Here is a 23789-nt window from a genome sequence, read left to right on the forward strand (position 1 = left end):
TGTGAACTGATAAAACAACTTCTATGGCCTAGATGCAAAAAAGATACCAATGTTGCTTTTAAACGCGAATTATAATTTTTGAATTACCCAATACGTTGTTCTCGATACATTTAGAAAGTATTTTTCAAGATTGATACATTGCGATAAAGTTCTATTTTACGCCCTTATTGTCCTGCAATAAGTTCCGAATACCGTGTATTTGTGATTCGCGTAGGTTTCTTGAGTATGTGGTACTCCAAGGCTAGTGTAGTTCCAGTATGGCAATTGTTACATAGATTTTAGCATTCCCCCGTCTATGGGGATATTTGTCCCGGTTATAAAAGAGGCCTGTTCAGAGGCTAAGAACGCTACCAAAAATCCATATTCTTTGGGGTCTCCAAATCTACCCACAGGGACATTAGAGAGCAGTTGTTGGTTTACTTCCTCTATAGGGATGTCCATTGACTTGGCCTTACTCTCGTTGAGGTTCTTTAAGCGTTCTGTATAAAAATACCCAGTCAAGGTGTTGTTGACCGTAATATTGAATTTTCCGACTTCAATCGCCAAAGATTTGGCCCATGTTGCCACTGCCGCTCTTATGGAATTGGAAAGTACCAAATAGGAAAGTGGTTCCTTCACCGAAACCGAGGCAATATTTATAATTCGGCCATAATTTTGAGCCATCATTCCCATAAGTGCTTGTTGGGTTGTGAATACCGTAGTCTTAAAAAGAAGGTCAAAGGCAGCCTGATAATCGGTTACCTCTTTTTCCAGTGCATTTCCGGCAGATGGGCCTTGAGTATTGTTTACTAAAATATCTACGGAATTAGTAATAAAATAAGCTCCTATAATATTTTTGTAGTTCTCATAATCGGTATAATCTACAACTAAATATTGATGATTTTGACCCTGATCTGTTGGGAGTTGGGAGATTATTGATTTTAATTTTTCTTCGCTTCTGGCCATTATGGTGACACTGGCACCACTTATTGCCAACTGCTGCGCAACAGCTTTTCCAATTCCTTTGCTGCTTCCTCCCACAAAGGCCTTTTTGTTTTTAAGTGATATTTCCATAAATCTAGGGTTCTAATTTTAGTGTATAGGAGTTGTTTTAGCGATTCTCCTCCCTTGTGGGCTAAAGATATCCATTATTTTGCAAGCTGTAAGTGCCTTGCCACTGGGATGGGACATTGGCGAAATAATTACTAGGTCTACTGAACTATAAAGGATAGTTGTCCCACTAAGGGTAAATTCAAAATGTCCTTTAAGCACCTGCATCACCTGCTCGTTACTAGGACTGTGCTCTGGAACAATAGCACCTTCCTCCAACTTCCAAAAGACTAGACTCATATTTTGGGTATGGATCAGTTTCCCATGATAACCCGGCATCATTTCCTTGGAATTAAGCTTGGAGAGTTTAATTTTCATTTTTGGTAATATTTGGAACTAAGATAACTAAATGAAAGCAGTTTCCAGTCAGCAGACTCATTTGAACCTTCGGTCTTGGACTTGTGACATTGGGCAGTAGATTTAAACCTCAAATTTTTATTTGGAACGGGTATAAGGCTATATCAATTCTTATCTTTACCATTTTTAAATTAGTTTTTAATGCGAATACATTTTATTGCAATAGGGGGAAGTGCCATGCACAACTTAGCATTGGCCCTACACCATAAAGGATATACGATTTCAGGAAGTGATGACGTAATTTACGAACCTTCACAAACAAGACTAAAGGAGCAAGGTCTATTGCCCCAAGTTTTTGGGTGGTTCCCGGAGAAGGTTACTGCAAATTTGGATGCTGTTATTTTGGGAATGCATGCCAAGGAAGATAATCCAGAGCTATTAAAGGCACAAGAACTGGGATTGAAGATTTTTTCCTATCCCGAATTTCTTTACGAACAATCCAAGCACAAGACTAGAGTGGTTATAGGGGGGAGTCACGGTAAAACAACTATCACGGCCATGATACTTCATGTTATGGATTATCACGATAGGGCGGTAGATTATATGGTAGGGGCCCAGCTCGATGGTTTTGACAGAATGGTACACTTGACCGAGGAGAACGATTTTATTGTTTTGGAAGGAGATGAGTATCTGTCTTCAGCAATTGATCGGAGGCCCAAGTTTCATCTATATCGCCCTAATATTGCATTATTAAGTGGCATTGCATGGGACCATATCAACGTATTTCCTACTTTTGAGAACTATGTAACGCAATTCAGGGTTTTTGTGGACAGTATTGTTAAAGGTGGTAGTATCACTTATAATGAGGAAGATGATGACGTAAGGGAAGTGGTGGAAACTTCGGAAAATACAATTAGAAAATTAGGCTACAGCACCCCAGAATATTCAGTGGTAAATGGAGAGACTATATTGGAGACTCCAGATGGCCCCATGCCTATTTCAATTTTTGGTAAACACAATCTAAATAATTTGGCAGGTGCAAAATGGATCTGTCAGAATATGGGCTTGGACGAGGAAGATTTCTATGAGGCCATAGCCACCTTTAAAGGTGCCTCCAAGCGGCTCGAGAAACTGGCAGAAGGGAAATCGAGTGTAGCTTATAAGGATTTTGCCCATGCGCCCAGTAAGGTGAAGGCATCCACGGTAGCGGTGCGGCAGCAGTATCCGGAAAGGAAGCTGTTGTCCTGTTTGGAACTGCATACTTATAGCAGTTTTAACCCACAATTCTTAAAAGAGTATAAAGGCGCATTGGAGCCCGCAGATGTGGCAGCAGTGTTCTATTTGCCAGAATCGGTAAAAATAAAAGGACTCAAAGAGGTTTCCCCGGAGCAAATAATAGAAGCCTTTGGTCGCGAAGATCTGCAGGTTTTTACAAATGCCGAGGCGTTTAAAGAGTTTTTATATAATCAACAGTATGCTGATACAGTCTTATTACTGATGAGTTCCGGTAATTATGGAGGTCTAGACCTGGAAGCAATAAAAGATAAGGTAACTAATGCCTAGTAAATATGTTGTTGTTGGTCTTCTATCACAAATAGAAATTTATAGCTATGGGAAATGTGAATTATATATGAAGTTCACTAAATAAAAAAGTACTTCGAGGTCATTTCACGTTCCTATATAACAAGACTTTGTTTACGGAAAAACTACTTAATTGATTCTTTGCTTCTAGTTTTCTTTTTTTCAAGTATTTGGTAATACTAAATTTTATATAACCCTATAATTTATTATGAGGGGATATCGAATACTATAAACAACAATTGCAATCTATAATAACTTTTAGGCATGTCATTAAATTTCAATCCGCATTTGCTTTGGATTTAGTTAGATTATGTGTTTCTTTTCAATGTAAATTATATGTAAAATTTGGATTTCTTAGTTCCGTTATCTTTAACATAATATTGTATATTGCAGGTTTTGATTTATAAAAATAAGGATTGTAAATATTATTTTTTTAAGTTTAAAAGTTGACTAACTAATAACTAAACATTATTTAATTATGATTAAAAGAACATTATTATGTTTAAGGTTTCGGCGAAAAATATTTTCGTATTGGGCTGGGTTTTTAATGCTATTGCTTGGACTTGTGTTTCCAAGTGCCCTGTTAGCAGCCAATAATGACTCAATCGCATATAACCTGAGTCTTCAAGATTTGATTACAGGTGTAGTTTTAGATGAAACCGGCATGCCTATACCTGGGGCCAATGTATTAGTAAAAGGCACCACCATTGGAGCAGTAACTGATTTTGATGGGAACTATAGTATTAATGCGGCATCGGATGCAGTATTGGTTTTCTCCTATATTGGTTATCGTAGCGTTGAGGTTCCTGTTAATGGACAAAGTGCCGTAGACGTAAGTTTGGAAACGGATGTTACTGCCTTGGAAGAAATTGTAGTGGTTGGGTATGGGACTCAACGGAAACAAGATTTAACCGGTGCTGTTTCAGTAGTGAAAACCGATGATCTAGCAAAGCAACCCTCAGGGCAGGTCACCAGTCAATTACAAGGAAGGGCCTCTGGGGTTACTATTACAGGTGGAGGACAGCCAGGTGAAGCCCCACAAGTCAAAATTAGAGGGTCGAACACTTTTGGGAATAATAATCCACTATATGTAGTAGATGGTATCCCTACAGATAATATTAACGACTTAAATCCTAATGATGTAGCATCCATGCAGGTCTTGAAGGACGCTGGGTCGGCTTCGATCTATGGATCAAGAGCTGCTAATGGGGTTATCGTTATTACTACCAAAAAAGGGAAAGGAAAAATGAAGGTTACCTATGATGCCTATTATGGTACACAGATGGTACAAAATGGTAATCCATGGAATATATTGTCTTCGCAGGAAATGGCCGACCTTACTTTTATGGCTTTGAAAAACACCAATCCGGGTGACCCGATAAATCATAGCCAATATGGCAATGGTGCTACTGCCGTACTTCCGAATTATATAGCTCCAGTTGGCGCAAATACGGTAGATGAAGCACTCTATAATGTGAATCCTAATTATACTAGTAGTTCAGATCTAGATAATTTTGTTAGAATTGTACAGGCCAATAAACAAGGAACTAATTGGTTCCAAGAAATTTTTAGCCCTGCTAGTATTACAAGTCACAACCTTTCCGTGAGTAATGGAAGTGAAAAAGGGAGTTATTTATTCTCTTTAAACTATTTTGATCAAGAGGGATCCTTGAACAACACATATCTTAAACGTTATACCATGCGTTCTAATTCGGTATTTAACATAACAGAGAATATTAGATTAGGACAAAACCTAAGTTTTAGTATTAGAGATAATCCTCAGATTGATGCTTTGACCGAAGGGAGTGCTATTGGAATGGCTATTAGACAGCAACCTATTATTCCTGTCAGGGATATAAAGGGAAATTATGCCGGGTCTTTTGGTTCTGACCTTGGGAATGCAAGAAACCCTGTTGCAATGTTAGACCGATTAAGGAATAATAGAGGGGTGTCTAACCGTGTTTTTGGTAATATATTTGCCGAAGTAGATTTCATGGAAAATTTCACGCTTAGAACTAGTTTTGGGGGGCAGTATTTTTCTAATAGTTTTAATTCGTTCACTTTTCCAGAATATGAAAATGCCGAGAATAATTCAGTAAATTCATATTCAGAGGCAGCAGCCACAAATTATAATTATACGTGGACCAATACCTTACAGTACAAAAATACCTTTAATGACATCCATAACGTCAATGTTCTTGTCGGTACGGAAGCCTATCAGAATAGAGAGAGAGAAGTAGGCGGTACTATGCAGAGCTATTTCTCCTTTAATCCGGATTATGTAACTTTGGAAACAGGCTCTGGAACACAGACCAATTATAGTTTTAAAAAACAGGATGCACTTTCTTCCCTGATTGGTCGATTGGATTATAATTTTGATGACAGATATTTATTGAGCGCTACCATTCGTCGCGATGGATCTTCTAGATTTTTAAGAAATCAGTATGGATGGTTCCCTGCAGTTAGTGCTGGATGGAACATTGGCAATGAGGATTTTATTCCAGAAAACGACTGGTTGAACGACCTTAAGATTCGTGGAGGTTATGGAGTTATGGGGAATCAATTGAATGTAGATCCTCCTAATTCATTCACAACTTTTGGGGGTGATCAGGAAACTTCCTACTATGGGATTACAGGGAGCAACCAATCTACTTCGGAAGGCTTTCAACAGACAAGAATTGGAAATCCGGACGCTAAATGGGAAAGAAATACTAATTCCAATATTGGACTGGATGCAAACCTATTTAATAATAGTGTCCAGTTAAGTTTAGATTACTATAAAAAGGATATAAAGGACTTGCTGTTTAATCCAGATCAGCCAGCCACGGTAGGAACTGCCACAGTTCCTTTTGTGAACGTTGCGGAAATGTCCAATAGTGGATTGGATATGGATGTGTCCACCTTTTTTAACTTAACGGATGACTTACGTTTAAATACCACTATAACCCTAACTACGTATAGTAATGAGATAAAAAAGATTGCTGATGGGTATTCTTATTTTGACAGAGAGGGTAGACGTTTTAATGGGAGTACTATTATTAGAAATGCAGTTGGACATTCTGTGAGCCAATTTTATGGCTACAAGATTGCTGGTTTTTGGAATTCAGAGGACGAAATCACTAGTGCAAATGCTGGTGCCGTTGCTGCAACTGGTGATGCTAACACAACATATCAATCTGACGTGTCTGTGGGAAGGTTCCGTTATGAGGATATAGATGGGGACGGAAGAATAACGGCTGATGACCGTACCTTTATTGGCAATCCCAATCCAGATTTCACCTACGGATTAAACATAGAGCTACTGTATAAATCTTGGGATTTAAGCATGTTCCTGTATGGTTCTCAAGGGAACGACATTTGGAACAATGTTAAATGGTGGACGGACTTTTACAGCTCGTTTACAGGAGCTAAAAGTCAAACTGCATTATACGATTCTTGGACACCACAGAATACTAATGCAAAAGCGCCCATACAGGAAACAACCGGATCATTTAGTTTAGCGGATGTACCCAACTCCTATTTTGTGGAAGATGGGTCATATTTGAGAGCAAAACACATTCAGTTGGGGTATACTTTCCCATCAGACTTGATGAGTAAAGCCAGTATTTCAAAATTAAGGCTTTATGCCCAAGTTGTTAATGCATTTACTATTACCTCCTATTCTGGGATTGATCCTGAAATATCTGGAGGAACCGTTAGTTTTGGAATAGACGAAGGGGCCTATCCAAATCAAAGACAGCTTCTTTTTGGGGTAAATGTTATTTTTTAATGAAAATGAACAATAAAAAAAAAGTATATGAAAATTATAAAACAATTAAGTAGACTATATATTCCAGTTCTTGCATTGATAGGCTTAGGCAGCTGCACCGATGATTTTTTGGAACAGCCTGCTATGGGAGCGCTAAGTGAAGACGTAATCGCGAATAAAGATGGTGTGGAAAAATTGCTTATCGGTGCTTATGCTGCATTAGACGGAGCAGGTTTTGGCGGTAACGCTTGGGAAGCAGCGCCCGATAACTGGGTATATGGAACCGTAGCTGGAGGAGAAGCCAGTAAAGGAAGTTTTGGTGGAGATCAACCTGCCATAGACCAAATTGTTAAGTTTATCTCCAATCCGTCCAACGGTTATTACAACTCTAAGTGGAAAGCACTCTATGAGGGAGTTAAACGTACTAATAATACCTTAAAGCTTTTATCGATTGCAACAGATATTTCTCCGGAAGTTAGCAAGGATATGACTGCCCAAGCGCGTTTTTTAAGGGGGCATTATTATTTTGAGCTAAAGAAAATGTTCAATATGGTCCCATGGGTTGATGAAAATACAGAAGATCCCAAGCAACCCAACGACGTTGATATTTGGCCTAATATAGAAGCAGATTTTAAATTTGCTTTTGAAAATTTACCTGCCATACAAGGTGATTTTGCAAGGGCTAATAAGTGGGCAGCCGCTTCCTATTTAGGAAAGACGTATTTGTATCAAAAGAAATTTCCTGAGGCCAAGGCGATTTTTACTGATGTTATTAATCTTGGCGTAAATCCTTCCGGTGTAAAGTATGCCCTTTTAGATAGGTTTAGTGATAATTTTGATGCTGCCGAAGAGAATAACTCAGAGACCGTTTTTGATATCCAAATGGTAGCAAATGATGGTACGGGCACTATAACTAACGCCAATCAGGGAGGGATGTTGAATTTCCCTTACAATAGTCCATTTAGATGTTGTGGATTCCTTCAGCCTTCACAAGACTTAGTGAATTCTTTTAAAACGGATCCAGTTAGCGGACTTCCAGATCTCGCTTCTTATAACCAAAATTCTGTAAAAAGTGATATGGGAATTACAAGTAGCAATCCTTTTACTCCTTATACCGGAACTTTAGATCCTAGATTGGACTGGACCGTAGGCAGAAGGGATGTACCTTTCCACGATTGGGGAAAACACCCAGGTGCAAACTGGGTGAGGGAGCAAACCTATGGTGGTCCTTACGCACCTAAAAAGAATATTTACTGGCAATCAACGCAGGATATCTATGCAGATCAGAGTTCATGGGCGCCTGGAACAGCGTTGAATGTAAGGGTTATACGTTTTGCAGATGTGCTATTGATGGCTGCAGAGGCTGAAGCGCAAGCTGGTAGTTTTGACGTAGCTCTAGGTTACATAAATAATATACGTCAAAGAGCGGCTAATCCAAATGGTTTCTTAAATCAATATTTAGATGATGACGATCCGTTGGCGGGCTTTAATGAGACTGCTTTTGCTGCAAATTATATAATTTCGGACTACACTATGGCAGATTTTGGTTCCAAGGAAAGTGCATTGGAAAGAATATATTTTGAAAGAAAGTTAGAACTTGCCATGGAAGGACATCGGTTTTTTGATTTGGTACGATGGGGTATAGCTGAGCAGACCCTAAATGCCTATTTTGATTTTCAGGGAGACATAACTACCGATGTTAGAGGTGGAAAGTTTATTTCAGGAAAAAGTGAGTACTACCCTATTCCACAGGCTCAAATTGACCTAAGTGTAGGCGGCAATGGAAAGCCCACCTTAAAACAGAATCCAGGATACTAGGCACTTGCTTTAAATTATTGAAAATTATTTTTATAGAAGAAGCCATTCTAATTTTTAGAATGGCTTCTTTTTTTTAACTACGGGGGCTATTTTTACTAATTTGTACATCCTACAATTTCTATTTACTGGCCAGACTTTTAGTTATTCGGGCTTAGATTGGGGAAAGATAATTTTCCAAGTGACTATAATTCTTATCTTTAACCTATGCAAGAAAAACCAACCTCCTTCTCTATTAAAAATTGGTCCGATGATGATAAGCCAAGAGAGAAATTGGTGCATAAAGGAAAGGCCGTGCTTTCGGATGCGGAGCTCATAGCTATTCTAATTGGTTCAGGAAGTCGAAATGAAAGTGCAGTGGAGCTCTCCAAACGCATTTTGGCCTCAGTGAATAACAACCTAAACGAGTTGGGAAAGCTCTCCATAAAGCAACTTATGGCATTTAAAGGGATTGGGGAAGCCAAGGCGGTAACTATTGCTGCTGCTTTAGAAATTGGGCGCAGACGTAGAGGGGGAGACGGTTTAAAAATCACTAAAATCAATTCGAGCTCCAGTGTGTTCGACCTTTTGCAACCCAAAATGGGCGAACTGCCTCATGAGGAATTCTGGATCGTGTACCTTAATAATTCCAATAAGGTGCTATTTGCCGGACAACAAAGTAAAGGTGGTATCACTGGAACCTTGGTTGATGTTCGTTTGGTATTGAAACACGCCTTAGAACTAGGAGCCGTGGGACTGATCCTTGCACATAACCACCCCTCTGGCACCCTAAAGCCAAGTGAGGCCGATAAACAGATTACGCAAAAACTAAAAATTGCATCCCAAGCCTTAGATATAAAAGTGTTAGACCATATCATCATTACTCAAAAAGAATATTTTAGTTTTGCAGATGAAGGCCTGCTTTGATTATTTTTTTTTTGGCAAGGAGGTTAGGTTACAGATTTGTCATTGGAAATAGTCTACAGCTTCTATGTACCGACATCATAAAATTAGAATCCAAAAATAAGAAGCGGAAAAATATAAACTATGTTGCTCATTTATACCCATAAAATCACCTCTCGCTTCAGGTATATAACGAAGCATTTATTCACTACAATCTTAGGAATTGAGGTGAGCCATACTACAAAAGTGGAGGATTTTATAAAACATTCCGGCCCCAAAATCACCTATACCAAACAGCCACTTCAAAACGAGTTCTTTATCAGAAATAACGACCTGTTGTTTGAACAGGGAATAAACGATCTGCAGATACATGTTTCGGATTGGGACGGTACCCCTTGTTTTTTTGCCACTGGGGACCGCAGTAATTTACCCTTCGATATTTTTGCCGCGAGCTTTTATTTGTTGAGCAGGTACGAAGAATATTTGCCCCACGTGAAGGATATACATGGGAGGTTTCCTCCAAAGGACAGCCTAGCCTTTCAAAATGATTTTTTACATCTTCCTGTGGTAGATATTTGGGCTTTAAAACTATTGGAAGCGTTAAAGACTAAATTCCCCAATTTAGTGCACAAATCCAGAGTCTACCGGTTTACGCCAATAATTGATGTAACTTCTTCTCATTGTTTTCTATATCGGGGTTTGGTCAGGGGAATTTTCGGATTGCTTTTAGACCTAGGGTCGCTTAAGATAAAACGGGTGGTAGACAGGATCTCTGTGTGGTTGAAATTTAAAAAGGATCCCTATGATAATTTCTTTGAGCTTATAGACCTCCATAGTCAGTATCAAACTAAGGGGATGTTCTTTTTTCAGTTTGCGGAGTATTCTACCTATGATAAAAATGTGTCTCCCAATAATAATAACTTTAAATATCTTATTAAATCGGTGGCCGATTACGATGTGGTATCTCTTTGTTGTTCCTATAGCGCCTTTAATAATATATCCCTATTGATGGAAGAGAAGAAAAAGCTTTCCAATGTTATACATAGGTCCATTAACAGCTCGCGAATGCGCTATAATAGGGTGGATATTCCCGAAACCTATAGGAACTTGGTCGATGCAGGATTCACTCATGACTATACCATGGGCTATACCCATGAAATTGGATTTAGAGCTGGGAGTTGTACTCCTTTTTATTTTTATGACATCCTTTTGGAAGTACAGCAACCGATCATAATACATCCTTTTGCGGTTCATGACTATGGGTTGTTAAAATATGGGACTAAGGAAGAGGCGCTTGCTGCAGTAGAGGCTCTTGGCTTGGAAGTGAAAAAAGCAAATGGTACGTTTGTGACCATCTTCTCCAATGAGCTAATCGGTGGGGAAGCGAAGCTAGATTGGAAGGAATTGTATAGTAGTATTCTTAAAAAGGTGTATGTTTAAAGAATTGGTAACCGATGTGTTTTTTGATTTGGATCACACGCTTTGGGATTTTGAGAAAAATTCTGCCCTTACCTTCAGTAAGATCTTATCCGAAAGTGAAGTGGGGGTGGATCTGGATGATTTTTTAAAAGCATATATTCCAATTAATCTTACCTTTTGGAAGTGGTATCGGGAAGGGAAAATCAATAAAGAAGAATTGAGGTTCCAAAGGCTAAAAACAACCTTCGATTCTTTAAAATATGGGGCAGGGGATGAGCTTATACATAGCTTGGCCGATAAGTATATTGAGCACTTGTCCACCTTTAATCATTTATTTCCCAATGCGCTTGATGTTTTAGATTACCTAAGGCCCAATTATAAACTGCATATCATTACCAATGGATTTCAGGAAATTCAGGACAAAAAGTTGCGAAATGCCAATATTGACCACTTTTTTGATCAGATTATTAATTCTGAAATGGCCGGAGTTAAGAAGCCAGATCCTTTAATATTTCAACTCGCGCTGGAAAGGGCCAAAACCCTCCCTCATAAATCGATAATGATTGGGGATAGTGTGGAGGCAGATATTATTGGGGCTAAAGCGGTGGGCTTACATGTGTTGCATTTTAATGCCCATCAGGAGCCAAAACATAATTATTGTCAAATAATTCACGATTTAAGTGAAATAAAATCATTTTTATAGAGTTATCTTTAGTATAAGCTTACAACAATATAGCATAAGTCATTATAATGCCCACTATATGTTTAATAAGATTTTATTGGTGTCCTTGTTACTTCTGGGATTTGTTTCCTGTGTGGAGAAGCAAAATTTTGACCAATTAGATGATTTGAACATTACTCCCACTATAGAAGGTAGTATTTTATATATTGAAGCTCCAGAAGTATTAATAAACCAATCCACTGACACCATTTTTTATAGCCAAGATTTTAATTTCGACGGTTTTAGCGAGGATGTCTTTTCGGAACGCGTAGTGGACGGCTTCGTTTATTACGAGATAGAAAATACCACGAGTAAGGAATTGGAGGTTACTGTTGAGTTCCTAGATGACGAGGGAGGACTCTTGGATATACAAAGCTTTCATATAGTTCCGGCTCCTATGGGATTGGATCAAAGAGAGGTAGCCTATGGTAGTGGTTCGGGGAAGAGTATTGAGATCATTAAAAATACGTCTAGTATAAAGGTCTTTATCCGAAATTTAGGTGATAACAGTAGCCTGTCAAAGCTTCCAGATCCAAAGATCATCTTTAGGTCTCGGGGTGAATTTAAGATTGAATTGCGATGAGATTTGTCTTTTTGGTCTTATTGGTGTACCTATGGAGTAGTGCCAAGCTTTTGGCCCAGAATAAACAATTACTTTACGATTTCACAAATATCCCAGATGCTCTTATGACAAATCCAGGGATGCTTACAGATTATCAGTGGTATGCTAGTATTCCCGTTGTTTCGGGATTGTCATTTCAAGCGGGGTCCAACGACATTACGGTTCACGATCTTTTCGCGGATGATGGCTTGGATTTTAATGATAAGGTGAGGGAGCGAGCCATTTATGGGATGGAAGTTAAAGATGAGCTAAGTGGTACCTATCAAATAGCCTTACTCTACGCGGGATTTAGGGGTAGGAACTCCGATAATTTTTATTCTTTTGGCATTTATAATGAAGCCGATGCCGTAGGCTATTGGTTTAAGGATTATGCTATTTTGGCTTTTGAAGGAAATGCTGATCAATTGGGGAGAAAATTTAATGTTGACCATTTAAAAACAAGGGGAGAAATGGTAAATGTTTTTCATTTTGGCATTAATAAAACAATAAGTAGCAACCTTACTATCGGGGCAAGGGCAAAAATATATTCCAGTGTATTTAATTTTACCTCCACAAATAATAAAGGTTATTTTGTCACTACCGAGGGCCAGAACAATTTACGCGCCAATACCTTGGTGGCGGATATGGAATTTCGTTCTTCTGGTTTAAATGAAATTGAGGATGCTTTGGACAATGACAGTTCTTTGTTGCCTGGAATATTGACTAGAAGAATGTTTTTTGGGGGAGATTTAGGGCTTGGGCTCGACCTAGGATTCACCTATAACCTTAATGAAAGAACAGTAGTTACAGGAAGTGTGTTGGATCTAGGGTTTATCTATAATACTACGGATGTAAAAAATTATACTTTAAGAGGCTCAGCAACAGTAGAAGGTATAGAGGCTATTTTGCCAGATTCATTTTCCAATGCAAATGATGATTTTTGGCAGGATCTAGTAGATGAAGTAGATGCCTTGCTTCCCCATGGGACCAATACCAAAAGTTACCTGAGCTTTAGACCTACTAAAGTATATGGGTCCCTTCGGTATAATTTCGGCAAGCCAATTCCATCCCGCCGAATATGCGACTGTAAGGATTATGTCTTTAAGGGACAAGACCAAGTATGGTATAACAATGCGGTGGGAGGACAATTATATGTAATTAATAGGCCTAGGGGACCTCAGGCGGCATTAACTGCCTTTTACTTGCGGAGGTTCGGGAATACAATGGCTTTAAAAACCACTTATACCGTAGATAAATTTTCATATTCCAATATTGGAATTGGACTTAACGTCCAAGCAGGTGTAGTAAGCTTATATGTAATGGCCGATAATCTATTGGGGTATAAGAATATTGCTGATAGTCATTATGCTTCTTTTCAATTCGGATTAAATATTATATCTTGGGGCAAGAAATAATTCGCGTTTTAATATGAAAAATTTATATATAATACTCTTCCTTTTAAGCTGTTTTTTCGGAATGTCACAAGTAGAATTAAGCAAATATAAATACATTATCGTTCCGGTAAAGTTTGATGCTTTTAAACAGGAGAATCACTATCAGACCAGTACGCTGGTGAAATATTTATTGGTCGAAAATGGATTTAATGCTGTGTATGATAACGCTTTGCCTGAAGAATTGATGAACAACAGGTGTTTGGGCTTATTGTTGTCTCTAAATGATGATTCTTCCATGTTTACCACTAAACTAACCCTTAGCTTAAAGGATTGTTTTTCTAAGGAGGTATATGTTACCAAGGAGGGTAGCAGTAAGGAAAAGGATTTTAAGGAAGCCTATTCTGGAGCCATAAAGGAAAGTATGCAGTCTCTGTCTGGGCTGGGTTATAAGTATGATCCTAAAAGTTCTAATAAGTCAGTGACGGTCAGTTTTAAGGATGACGTAAAAAAAATTACTCAAAATGCCACACAGGATACAAATGGGAATACTTCTAGTCCAGTGGTGCAGCAAAAATCTACCTTGGAGGAGCAGTCGTATAAGAACTTAACACCCGTTCCATCGGAGTACACGCAAGGAGAGGTGCGGTTTACTGCTGAATCCAAACAGGTAAAAGTAGTGGTGGAAAGTGAAGTTCTCTATGCGCAGGTCATTCCAATTGGATATCAATTGGTAGATAGTACCCCAAAAATAATTATGATATTAAAACAGACCAGCTTTAGTAACTTTTTTATCGCCAAAGCAGATTGGCAGGCAGAAAGTGGTATTGTATTTAAAAAAGGGGGAGATTGGATATTTGAATATTATGAGGATGGTGAATTGGTCAATAAAAAGATGAATATTAAATTTTAATACACCATGCCCTGTTCATGGGCTAAGGGAGTGCTATCAAGTATGTTTTGTGCAATCTTGGTGAAACTCTAACAATTTGGAGTTCCATGGTCTTACATTTTATATTTGTCTTTCCACCGATTTTTTAAAAATTCTTTAATGACATTTTCCCTTTGATTGTTTCCGGGGCTGTAAAAACTTGTCCCTTTTAATTCGCGGGGCATAAACTCTTCTTCTATAAAATTATTGGCATAATCGTGGGCATATTTATACTCCTGTCCATATCCCAGATCTTTCATTAGTTTCGTTGGGGCATTTCGCAAAGGTAAGGGTACGGAAAGGTCTCCCGTTTGTTTTACGGTTTGTTGGGCTTTGTTAATGGCCATATAGCTAGCGTTGCTCTTTGGAGACGTGGCCAAATATATAACGCATTGGCTAAGGATTAATCGCGCTTCCGGATAGCCAATGGTAGTCACTGCCTGAAATGCGGTGTTGGCTATGACTAAAGCCGTGGGGTTGGCATTGCCAATATCCTCCGAGGCCAAGATAAGGAGTCTTCGCGCAATAAATTTCACATCTTCACCGCCTTCTATCATTCTAGCTAGCCAATATACGGCAGCATTGGGATCGCTTCCACGAATAGATTTTATAAAAGCAGAGACAATATCATAATGCTGTTCCCCGGTTTTGTCATAGAGTACTGTGTTTTTCTGAATCTTGTTCAGTACCAGTTCATCTGTGATAGTAATTTCATTGGTAGCCTCCGAATTAACGATAAGTTCAAAGATGTTTAACAACTTCCTTCCGTCACCCCCGGATAATCGTAATAGCGCCTCTGTTTCCTTTAACGTTATGGTTTTTGATTTTAAATAGGAATCTAAATTCATGGCCCGTTTTAACAACGCTTCTAGGTCATCCTTTCCAAATGGATTTAGGATGTAGACTTGACAACGCGATAAAAGGGCGGGGATTACCTCAAAGCTCGGATTTTCGGTGGTAGCACCAATGAGGGTGACCCAACCTTTCTCAACGGCCCCCAGAAGGGAATCTTGTTGGGATTTGCTAAATCGATGGATCTCATCAATAAAGAGGATTGGATTTTTGGTGGTAAACAGACCGCCACTCTGTTTTGCCTTTTCTATTACTTCTCTAATATCTTTTACGCCACTGCTAATGGCGCTAAGGGTGTAAAATGGTCTTCCACTGGTCTCGGCTATAATGTTGGCCAAGGTTGTTTTTCCAGTACCAGGAGGGCCCCATAGGATCAAAGAAGGCAATATCCCTTTTTTGATCTGATGGGTAAGGGATCCCTTTTCTCCCACCAAATGATGTTGACTGATATAATCTTCTAGGGTTTTAGGGCGTACCCTTTCCGCAAGTGGTTCGTTCATAAGGCAAAAGTAAGACATTTATAGGGAGGACAATTTATTTGAAATTTGATTTATGGCCAGAATAGTGAATTAATAATTATATTTCCGGTGATGCGTATAAGTTGGATGATTTTGATTTTTTATAGGTTGAAGTGTGGCATCAAATAAGGCCCTTCTCAAGAGGGGAGCTGAAAGTACTTTCACGTTTATAGTTAACCTGTCAGGTCTATAGCTAGATACAGAAAACAAAAATGCATAGATGGAGGTGGAACCCAATTTTAATTTCGATATTTCTGTTGATGAGTACAGGTTATATGTTTTTAATCTTAAATGGATTTGTAAGTGGCTTTAGGTCTTGAAGAGTATTGGTTAAAATATTGAATTAATATCTATATTTCAGGTATGACAGATAATACGTATTTTAAGTTTTCAAATTCGGTAATCATAGTACCGTTATTGTCTATTATAAGCATTTGGACGGTCTTCTTTTTTGAAATAAAATTTAAGATCAACCTAAACGACTACGGAATCTATCCAAGGACGTTAACAGGATTGAGAGGGATTGTTTTTAGCCCATTTCTACATGCTTCCGTAGATCATTTGTACAATAACACCATTCCTATTGCCATACTTACCGCTGCCTTGGTCTATTTTTATAGGGGAATAGCTTTTAAGGTACTGTTTATTGGGATCCTATTGTCGGGTTTTATAACCTGGTTGATCGGGAGGCCTAGCTATCATATAGGGGCTAGTGGTATCATCTATGTCTTGGTCAGTTTTATATTTTTTAAAGGTATATTTTCCAAACATTATAGATTGGTGGCCCTATCGCTTATTGTAGTTTTTATCTACGGTAGCTTATTGTGGTATATTTTTCCGGTGGAGGACGGAATATCTTGGGAAGGACATATGGGCGGATTTATAACCGGATTACTCTTGGCCATCACGCTGCGTACATCCTTGCCAAAACCCAAAAAATACGATTGGGAGCTGGAGGATTACAATGAGGAAAATGATGAGTTCCTAAAACATTTTGATGAAATGGGCAATTTCATTGAATTCCTAAAGGAGGCGCCAGAGGAAAATAAGGAACCCCCTCGTTTTATCTACCACTATAAGAAACTGAAAAAAGAGGATCCCGATGACGGGGATATTCAAAATTAATAGTGACTAAATCTTTTGTTGTTACTTAATTACGTCTTCCTTATTTTGGAATGGCGTCCATACGCTGTCTTACCGCCTCGTAAAGGAAGACTCCACAGGCAACAGATACATTTAAGGAGCCAATACTTCCCAGCATAGGTAGCTTTGCCAAATGGTCGGCAGCCTTAAGTATGGATGGAGTAATTCCCTGATCTTCCGATCCCAAAATTATTGCAGTAGGCGCGGTAAACGAAACATCATAAATAGTATTGTTCGTTTTTTCGGTAGCAGCAACAACCTGAATTCCGGAGGCTTGTAAAAAGAACACGGCATCTTTTATGTGGTCTACCTTTGCAATGGGTACCCTAAAGGCAGCTCCTGCAGATGTTTTAATAGTGTCTGCAGTAACAGGTGCAGCACCTTTTTTCTGTATTATAATTCCGTCTACCCCGGTACATTCCGCAGTACGGATAATGGCTCCAAAATTACGTACATCAGAAAGTTGGTCTAACAAAAGGAAGAGCGGTGCTGTTTCCTTCTCTGCAACTTGCTCTACTAGTTCCTCCATAGATAGGAAGGAAATAGGGGAGATGCTGGCAACAACTCCTTGATGGTTGTTTTTGGTAAGCCTATTTAGTTTTTCAATGGGCACATAGGAAGCATTGATGCTATTTTTTCGTAGCAGTGTTTCCATTTCACGGGATAGATCTCCTTTTAGTCCTTTTTGGATAAAGACCTTGTCTATAGGTTCGTTGGCGTTTATGGCTTCAATGACAGCTCTAATGCCATATATTTGATCAGTATTTTTCATGGTGGTAAAGGTATGCAAAATTGAAGTTGTTAGGCATAATTTTTTTTCGAATAGGTTAGTTGCTTTGCTATAGGGCTTTACTGTGTGGTATTGAAATATTGTACTGATTCATATACTATTTTCACAGTGGTTATAAGGCTTGAAAATAAAAGAGGCACTCAAATTAATGAATGCCTCTTTGTGTTTAATTATTGTAATGTAATAATAGTGATATGTTCCACTCTTAATTCATTGTAAAGGTGCCTCCTAAAGTTCCTGAAGCCACATATTGCTGAGCAAGACCTTTTTCATCCCCTACATAATAGATGTCATAAGTAACTACCAATGTTGGTTTTGCATCACAATTGGTCCATTTCCCTGTTCCAGAAATTTCGTATTTATAAGGATCTCCTTCCCACTCAGTGGTAAAAATATACTGTCTTGGAATAGTTACTATTCCATTTCCAGCAATTTTTGCAGTGATAGTACCGCCATTGATTATTGGCTCTCCCCATCCACTTGTAATAAATTTAGCACCTAGTCCAGAAATTGATAAATCAGCATCAGCTGCTACTGCAGTTATTGCATCTGAATACGCACCACTAACATCATTGGTTTGGGTGAATGACCCGGCCAGATCAGCGGAACCATTCTCTAAAGGACAAAACGCTATTCGCAAAAGATCATAAGTTAAAAGCGTTCCAGCCGTTGCAGTATTTGCACCAGCGTCAACGGTTAAAACCAATTTCAATGGTTCCCCCACAGGCATTTCCGAAGTATTCGTTTTGAAGCTTACGGACGCAGCGGTAGAACCTGCTGGAATAGTAACAGATGTAGAGGATAGCTCGTACATATTAGGTTCTATTGTAGTTGACGGGTCTACCTTAAGGTTTACCGTAATAGCTTCCGATTGTGGGAGGCCTAATACTGCAACAACAACAGACGTTTCAATATCCACTAAATCACCTTCTTCATTTACCCCTGATTCCAAATTTTTGGAAGCATCCTTAAACTGCACATAATAGGTTGCATTAGGGTCGGGCGCATTGTCCGTTAGCTTTGCGAATTCGTTCTCGTCGTACTCACAGGAAACTGCAAAAAGAGCGGTAACCATTAGTAAAGCTGAATATATAATTTTATTTTTCATCTTGTATCTTTTTTAATTTTATTGGTCCCACCATAATTTATCCGAAATTGTAGCTGCAGGTACATTTTCTGAATTGTAATCCAACTCGCCCTGAGGATATGGAAATCTTGTTGGTATATTTTGTAGTACAGCACCATCGGCTAAGTTCAAAGCAGGGATTCCTGTTCTTCTCCAGTCAGCATACGGCTGATTGGTAGCAAACCCGTCAATATATTTTTGGGTAATAATATTCTCCAAGCTAACTGGAACCCCGTTTATATTGGCATCTAACCACACTTGGTTGGCATCACCGGTAATTCTTAATACCGATGCGGCAACAGCTGCTTCATACGCAGCTTGTGCTCCTGGGAGGCCTAATGCTAACAAGCTTTCTGCCTCAATAAACTTCAATTCTGAATACGTCATCAATTTGGTAGGGGCGTCAAAGGCTGCAACATTGCTACCTGGTTTAGAAGCTACATCATTTTGACTTCCAGGGTTACTGCCTACATAGTTTCCGTCCGTATCTTTATTTGCATAAAATGGCAGTCGGGGGTCATCTGTAGCTGTTAACATATTTATTAAGGTAGATCCCATCCTAATATCCGTTCTCTCTTCCATAAATTGGTAGATTGGGTTACGGTTTTTATCCTCAAAAGGAACCAGCATGTCATCGGCATTGGAAGTGAAACCGCCACTTACAGCAGCTAATGCTGCGGTGTAGGCTGCATTGCCATTTACTCCTGACAACTGCAACTGATGCCTTGCCTTGATAGAGTTGGCTGCTTTTTTCCACTTGTCTAAATTTCCGCCATAAATAACGTCTCCTTCTACGGGTATAGCATTGGTGCTGTTGCTTAAATTGGCCACAGCATCATCTAATAAGGTGAAAACGGTATTGTAAATAGATTCTTGTGAATCATAAGCTGGGGACAATACGTTTTTAGTTCCTTGTAAGGCTTCAGAATAAGGGATTGATCCAAATAAATCAGATGTGATCCCTAGAGTAGTCGCTAACAATACTTGTCCTACACCCTCAAAGTTTGGGGATTCAGCACCTTCCGTTTGAGCTTTATCTACAATAATGCTGCTGTTTATTAGCATTTCTGCATAGATAGAAGACCATGGATTATTTACGTCTGCAGCTGTTAATTGGTACCTTGCTTCGGTATACGACTGCCTGTCTACTCCGTCAAATTGTTGCATCCAAATGTTCGTGGTTCTCACCGTGTTGTTCCCAATAAGAACATATCCCATAGATTGTTGAACAGATGGTAAAAGTAAGCTCATTGGCACATCGCCTGGAGCGTCTGGGTCAATATTTAGATCGTGATCGATCCAATTGTTACAAGACACTGATACAAGTAATATTCCTATTACCGCCATCAGGTTTTTATATATGTTATTTTTCATCTTTTTCATGATTTAGTAATTTACAATTAAAAGGTCAATTTAAGGCCCATAGTGAAACTTCTTGTACCTGGACTGTTAAAGTAGTCCATTCCTTGAGCGTTAGTTGCACCTCCTAGGTTGGTCTCTGGGTCGATTCCTGAATAAGGCGTATCGATCCATAAGTTTCTACCTGAAAAATAGATTTGCGCATCTTTGATCAATGGTGATATTTCTGGGAAGTTGTAGGCAATGGTCAAATCTCTTAATCTAACCCAATCTGCAGGCTCCATGGCTGCTGAGGATGGACCGCCACCAAAATTACTTCCATTGCCCTGGAACCATTCTTGGTCCTGAACTACTGGAGTAACGTTCTTAGTGCCATTAGACACAACGTTGCCGTCTGCATCTATATGACCGTAAACACCTTCCATAACTACGATATTCTCAGCAGGAGTTTGGTTAAAATCTATGCTCCCGTCTGTATTGTAGTACACCTCTCTTTTTTCCGTACGTTTAGTTGTTCCAAAGGAGTTCATCGCGAAGGCAGATCCATTATACATCACCCCGCCAGACTTCACATCGATTAAAAACGATAAGCTTAAATTCTTGTAGGTTAAGGTGTTGGTCATGTTAGCGGTCCAATCTGGGTTAAAGTTTCCGATTGGAACTAATCCCTGTGAGGTGTTGGTCATTGGGTAGCCATCTCTAAAGTTATCGGTAGGGTCGTCATTAATGATGACATTACCATTGGCATCCCTGTACCAATCTTCCCCAAAGATACTTCTGTACTCTTCTCCTACAACCGCTCTAACCTGTGGTGTAACAAAACCACCAAGGAAGATATTATCTACCCCATCGGCCAATTTAGTTACGATGTTGGTGAATTCAGTATAGTTGGCAACAAAATCCCATTGAAAGTTGTCCGTTTTAATAGGAGTTGCGTTTAAACTGATTTCGATACCTTTAGATTCCATGGATGCAGCATTTAGGAATACCGAGGTAAATCCTGAAGAAGCCGCAATTGGCACATCCATAAGTAGGTCTGAGTTATTGTTATTAAAATAGGTGAAATCTACTCCTAAACGACTGTCGAAAAATCTAAGATCTGCACCAACTTCCCAAGAATCTTGAGTTTCGTGTTTTAGATCTGGATTTCCTAGGCCGCTACTAACTAGAAACCCAGTTTTCTCCATATATGGGAAATTTACCCCAGTAGTAGATCCATCTCCAGTACCAGCTGCAACAAAGTTGTTTGCAGTTTGATATGCTGGTGCAATGTTAGCAGTGGTTGCTGCAGAAGCTCTTAACTTACCAAAAGATAGAAAGGAATTATTCTTTAATCCTTCAATTTCAGTAAATACAAAACCTAAACTTGCAGAGGGATAGAAAGCGCTTGCATTCTCTTCTGGCATGGTGGTGGCCCAGTCGTTCCTTCCTGTCAATCCTAAATAGATCATATTATCATAGGATAATTGTAGGTCGGCAAATACCGCCATAGTCCTAGATCGGCTTGTAGCAGTTGAAGTAGTATTGTTACTACTGTTGTTCAGCTGATAGAAGTCCGGGATCTCAAGACCTGTCGCATCTCCAAAAAGATATTTGAAATTGGAAGAATAAAAGTTGTTTCCTAAAGTAAAGCTAAGGTTTAATTTCTCCGAAAGATCGTTGTTGTAATTCAATAAAAGGTCGGAGTTGAATACGCTGTTAAAGTTCATGTATTCTCCTAGATATCCTCTTGGACTTGATTTAGAGTCAATTTTAAATCGGTCTGCATAACGTCTGTTGTACCAGTCAATACCAGTATTGTAGGTTAAGTTGAAGTGGTCAGTAAACTTTATGTTCAAGTTTATTCCCCCTGTAAAACGATTCACATCTTCGTCAAAGGCGATATTGTTTGAAACCCAATACGGGTTGTCATATCCCCCACCATTACGGTAGTTACGTTGCTTCCCATCGGGGAACTCGTAGCCGGCGCTATTATCAAAGGTGGTGGCGGATCTTAAGATTCCTAACATAATACCGGAAGTGTTTGATCCTTTTTGGATTTGCACGGCTCTGGAGTTGGTATAGGCCATATCGGCACCAAATTTAATGTTGTCAGACAAGTTGGTGTTGGCATTTAGCCTAACGGTAGTTCTTCCATACTTGTTGTTGGGAACAATACCTTCTTGATCACGGTTGGATAACGAGAAGAAATAATCTCCTTGCTCATTTCCATTACTGATACTTACGCTGTTGTTGCTTACGGTTCCGTGTTGGAAGAAGTCATACACGTCATACGCTTCGGCAGGCCTTCCACTACCAGTCCCTTTTGGTACGAATCTACCGTAAGGATCCCATTTGTATGAAGTGTCGCCGTCATATTCTAAATCGGCTATAGGGGCGCCCCATGAGTTGGCATTTCCGCCAATCCATTGTCCGTTACTTCCTTGTGAGTATTTGTTCTGTCTCTCGGGGAGTTGGGAAACCACATCTATACCAATAGAGCTATGTACTTCAATTTTTTTGCCACTTAAACTTTTACCAGATTTCGTGGTGATGATGATAGCACCGTTAGCTGCCCTTACACCGTAAAGTGCAGTTGCTGCACCTCCTTTAAGTACGGAAACAGATGCTATGTCATCTGGGTTTATATCGATAGAACGGCTAGAGGTGTTTACTCCTCCTACACCACTATCACCTCCACCAGAAGCAATGGGCATTCCATTCACTACGAAAAGTGGCTGGTTGTTCCCGGTAATAGAAGCAGATCCCCTAATGGTTATAAAGGTAGATGCTCCTGCCTCACCAGAGGAGTTAACGATCTGAACCCCTGAAGTAGCTCCAGCAAGTGAGTTTACTACATCGGCGTTGGGTTTGGTGCTGATTGCATCTGATCCCACGGTCTGCACATTATAACCAAGCCCTTTTTCGCTTCTGGTAATACCTATAGCGGTTATTACTACTTCCTCCAATGCCTGGGCATCCTCGGACATCTGAACATCAATAGTGTTTCCGGCTCCAATGGTCCGAGTAACATTTTTTTTGCCCTATATAGGTGAACAATAGCGATTGACCTGTACTACCCATAATGACGAAGTTTCCATCAAAATCGGTTTGGGTACCGCTCGTAGTTCCTTTTACAAGGATGTTTACTCCAGGTAGCGGTAAACCGTCTTGGTCCGTGACCGTACCTGAAATCGTTCTGTCTTGTGCAAACGCAATTTGCACGACTAACGCTAGAAATAGCGTCAGGATTCCATTTAGTTTCGTTTTCATTTTATTATTATTTGAATTAGCTGATGGCAAAAATCTTAAATTAGTGTTAATAAAAAAAATAAATTTTAATAAATCTTTAGGTTTCAAGTCAGGAATCCAACAAACATGGGCTTTTATGTTCAGAAATTAACATTTACAGCTTTTTCTCCTGATAAATCGATATATTATCATTAAAATGGTCCGTTTATTGATAAGGACGAGGTAATTACTTGTTATGTTTGAATAAAATGCAAAATAGTAGGCTAATGTCGCCTTGTTTTAGATGTTTTGTTGG

Annotated in this window: 18 protein-coding genes; 10 read left to right on the forward strand and 8 right to left on the reverse strand. The window is 39.2% G+C overall.

Going from position 1 to position 23789, the window contains the following annotated elements; genetic code table 11:
* Nucleotides 1-267 precede the first annotated feature (267 nt).
* Both KCTC52924_RS10020 and KCTC52924_RS10025 read right to left on the reverse strand, forming a co-directional pair.
* On the reverse strand, nt 268-1053 hold the full coding sequence (locus tag KCTC52924_RS10020; protein WP_251808091.1) for an SDR family oxidoreductase: 786 nt from the start codon (nt 1051-1053) through the stop codon (nt 268-270).
* Nucleotides 1054-1071: 18 nt separating this feature from the next.
* Nucleotides 1072-1407 carry a cupin domain-containing protein gene (locus tag KCTC52924_RS10025; RefSeq protein WP_251808092.1) on the reverse strand — a complete coding sequence of 112 codons (336 nt, stop codon included), beginning with the start codon at nt 1405-1407 and terminating at the stop codon, nt 1072-1074.
* Between the two features lie 180 nt (nt 1408-1587).
* On the opposite strand from KCTC52924_RS10025, the gene murC reads away from it, so the two are divergent.
* From murC to KCTC52924_RS10070, 9 genes are all read left to right on the forward strand, one after another.
* Nucleotides 1588-2949 (forward strand): UDP-N-acetylmuramate--L-alanine ligase, encoded by a 1362-nt coding sequence (gene murC / locus KCTC52924_RS10030; RefSeq protein ID WP_251808093.1) that lies wholly within the window; start codon nt 1588-1590, stop codon nt 2947-2949.
* Nucleotides 2950-3445: 496 nt separating this feature from the next.
* Nucleotides 3446-6736: a TonB-dependent receptor gene (locus KCTC52924_RS10035; RefSeq protein WP_251808094.1), complete on the forward strand. Its 3291-nt coding sequence runs from the start codon at nt 3446-3448 to the stop codon at nt 6734-6736.
* A 27-nt stretch (nt 6737-6763) separates the two neighbouring features.
* A complete protein-coding gene (locus tag KCTC52924_RS10040; RefSeq protein ID WP_251808095.1) occupies nt 6764-8533 on the forward strand; it encodes a RagB/SusD family nutrient uptake outer membrane protein in 1770 nt (589 codons plus the stop codon).
* Nucleotides 8534-8737: 204 nt separating this feature from the next.
* Nucleotides 8738-9436: a DNA repair protein RadC gene (gene radC / locus KCTC52924_RS10045; RefSeq protein ID WP_251808096.1), complete on the forward strand. Its 699-nt coding sequence runs from the start codon at nt 8738-8740 to the stop codon at nt 9434-9436.
* 120 nt (nt 9437-9556) lie between these two features.
* On the forward strand, nt 9557-10852 hold the full coding sequence (locus KCTC52924_RS10050; protein ID WP_251808097.1) for a polysaccharide deacetylase family protein: 1296 nt from the start codon (nt 9557-9559) through the stop codon (nt 10850-10852).
* A complete protein-coding gene (locus KCTC52924_RS10055; RefSeq protein ID WP_251808098.1) occupies nt 10845-11534 on the forward strand; it encodes a YjjG family noncanonical pyrimidine nucleotidase in 690 nt (229 codons plus the stop codon). Before KCTC52924_RS10050 ends, KCTC52924_RS10055 begins: the two co-directional genes overlap by 8 nt.
* A gap of 58 nt (nt 11535-11592) precedes the next feature.
* Nucleotides 11593-12135 (forward strand): hypothetical protein, encoded by a 543-nt coding sequence (locus KCTC52924_RS10060; RefSeq protein WP_251808099.1) that lies wholly within the window; start codon nt 11593-11595, stop codon nt 12133-12135.
* On the forward strand, nt 12132-13568 hold the full coding sequence (locus KCTC52924_RS10065; protein WP_251808100.1) for a DUF5723 family protein: 1437 nt from the start codon (nt 12132-12134) through the stop codon (nt 13566-13568). The genes KCTC52924_RS10060 and KCTC52924_RS10065 overlap by 4 nt, the downstream gene beginning before the upstream one ends.
* A gap of 61 nt (nt 13569-13629) precedes the next feature.
* A complete protein-coding gene (locus KCTC52924_RS10070; protein ID WP_251808101.1) occupies nt 13630-14457 on the forward strand; it encodes a hypothetical protein in 828 nt (275 codons plus the stop codon).
* 92 nt (nt 14458-14549) lie between these two features.
* Here the strand turns inward: KCTC52924_RS10070 and KCTC52924_RS10075 are convergent, their stop codons facing one another.
* Nucleotides 14550-15827, reverse strand: a complete 1278-nt coding sequence (locus KCTC52924_RS10075; RefSeq protein ID WP_251808102.1) for a replication-associated recombination protein A — start codon at nt 15825-15827, stop codon at nt 14550-14552.
* 381 nt (nt 15828-16208) lie between these two features.
* Here KCTC52924_RS10075 and KCTC52924_RS10080 point away from each other — a divergent pair, with 381 nt between their 5' ends.
* A complete protein-coding gene (locus KCTC52924_RS10080; protein ID WP_251808103.1) occupies nt 16209-16970 on the forward strand; it encodes a rhomboid family intramembrane serine protease in 762 nt (253 codons plus the stop codon).
* Nucleotides 16971-17010: 40 nt separating this feature from the next.
* Here KCTC52924_RS10080 and rlmB read toward each other — a convergent pair whose 3' ends face one another.
* The 5 genes from rlmB to KCTC52924_RS10105 form a co-directional block, all read right to left on the reverse strand.
* A complete protein-coding gene (gene rlmB / locus KCTC52924_RS10085; RefSeq protein WP_251808104.1) occupies nt 17011-17760 on the reverse strand; it encodes a 23S rRNA (guanosine(2251)-2'-O)-methyltransferase RlmB in 750 nt (249 codons plus the stop codon).
* 223 nt (nt 17761-17983) lie between these two features.
* Nucleotides 17984-18886, reverse strand: a complete 903-nt coding sequence (locus tag KCTC52924_RS10090) for a DUF1735 domain-containing protein (protein WP_251808105.1) — start codon at nt 18884-18886, stop codon at nt 17984-17986.
* Nucleotides 18887-18904: 18 nt separating this feature from the next.
* Nucleotides 18905-20278, reverse strand: a complete 1374-nt coding sequence (locus tag KCTC52924_RS10095) for a SusD/RagB family nutrient-binding outer membrane lipoprotein (RefSeq protein WP_251808106.1) — start codon at nt 20276-20278, stop codon at nt 18905-18907.
* Between the two features lie 26 nt (nt 20279-20304).
* A complete protein-coding gene (locus KCTC52924_RS10100; RefSeq protein ID WP_370671453.1) occupies nt 20305-23232 on the reverse strand; it encodes a SusC/RagA family TonB-linked outer membrane protein in 2928 nt (975 codons plus the stop codon).
* 7 nt (nt 23233-23239) lie between these two features.
* Complete coding sequence (locus KCTC52924_RS10105) at nt 23240-23515, reverse strand: carboxypeptidase-like regulatory domain-containing protein (protein ID WP_370671454.1); 276 nt, start codon at nt 23513-23515, stop codon at nt 23240-23242.
* Nucleotides 23516-23789: the final 274 nt, after the last annotated feature.

Source organism: Arenibacter antarcticus, assembly GCF_041320605.1.
In the GTDB taxonomy this organism is placed as follows: domain Bacteria; phylum Bacteroidota; class Bacteroidia; order Flavobacteriales; family Flavobacteriaceae; genus Arenibacter; species Arenibacter antarcticus.

What these genes read in the sequence shown, in the direction of transcription:
- KCTC52924_RS10055 (WP_251808098.1), top strand. Translation starts at nt 10,845, where the DNA reads ATGTTTAAAGAATTGGTAACCGATGTGTTTTTTGATTTGGATCACACG.
- KCTC52924_RS10105 (WP_370671454.1), bottom strand. Translation starts at nt 23,515, where the DNA reads ATGAAAACGAAACTAAATGGAATCCTGACGCTATTTCTAGCGTTAGTC.
- KCTC52924_RS10035 (WP_251808094.1), top strand. Translation starts at nt 3,446, where the DNA reads ATGATTAAAAGAACATTATTATGTTTAAGGTTTCGGCGAAAAATATTT.
- KCTC52924_RS10060 (WP_251808099.1), top strand. Translation starts at nt 11,593, where the DNA reads ATGTTTAATAAGATTTTATTGGTGTCCTTGTTACTTCTGGGATTTGTT.
- KCTC52924_RS10050 (WP_251808097.1), top strand. Translation starts at nt 9,557, where the DNA reads ATGTTGCTCATTTATACCCATAAAATCACCTCTCGCTTCAGGTATATA.
- KCTC52924_RS10090 (WP_251808105.1), bottom strand. Translation starts at nt 18,886, where the DNA reads ATGAAAAATAAAATTATATATTCAGCTTTACTAATGGTTACCGCTCTT.
- KCTC52924_RS10070 (WP_251808101.1), top strand. Translation starts at nt 13,630, where the DNA reads ATGTCACAAGTAGAATTAAGCAAATATAAATACATTATCGTTCCGGTA.
- KCTC52924_RS10100 (WP_370671453.1), bottom strand. Translation starts at nt 23,232, where the DNA reads ATGTCCGAGGATGCCCAGGCATTGGAGGAAGTAGTAATAACCGCTATA.
- KCTC52924_RS10065 (WP_251808100.1), top strand. Translation starts at nt 12,132, where the DNA reads ATGAGATTTGTCTTTTTGGTCTTATTGGTGTACCTATGGAGTAGTGCC.
- KCTC52924_RS10075 (WP_251808102.1), bottom strand. Translation starts at nt 15,827, where the DNA reads ATGAACGAACCACTTGCGGAAAGGGTACGCCCTAAAACCCTAGAAGAT.
- KCTC52924_RS10080 (WP_251808103.1), top strand. Translation starts at nt 16,209, where the DNA reads ATGACAGATAATACGTATTTTAAGTTTTCAAATTCGGTAATCATAGTA.
- rlmB (WP_251808104.1), bottom strand. Translation starts at nt 17,760, where the DNA reads ATGAAAAATACTGATCAAATATATGGCATTAGAGCTGTCATTGAAGCC.
- KCTC52924_RS10040 (WP_251808095.1), top strand. Translation starts at nt 6,764, where the DNA reads ATGAAAATTATAAAACAATTAAGTAGACTATATATTCCAGTTCTTGCA.
- radC (WP_251808096.1), top strand. Translation starts at nt 8,738, where the DNA reads ATGCAAGAAAAACCAACCTCCTTCTCTATTAAAAATTGGTCCGATGAT.
- KCTC52924_RS10020 (WP_251808091.1), bottom strand. Translation starts at nt 1,053, where the DNA reads ATGGAAATATCACTTAAAAACAAAAAGGCCTTTGTGGGAGGAAGCAGC.
- murC (WP_251808093.1), top strand. Translation starts at nt 1,588, where the DNA reads ATGCGAATACATTTTATTGCAATAGGGGGAAGTGCCATGCACAACTTA.
- KCTC52924_RS10095 (WP_251808106.1), bottom strand. Translation starts at nt 20,278, where the DNA reads ATGAAAAATAACATATATAAAAACCTGATGGCGGTAATAGGAATATTA.
- KCTC52924_RS10025 (WP_251808092.1), bottom strand. Translation starts at nt 1,407, where the DNA reads ATGAAAATTAAACTCTCCAAGCTTAATTCCAAGGAAATGATGCCGGGT.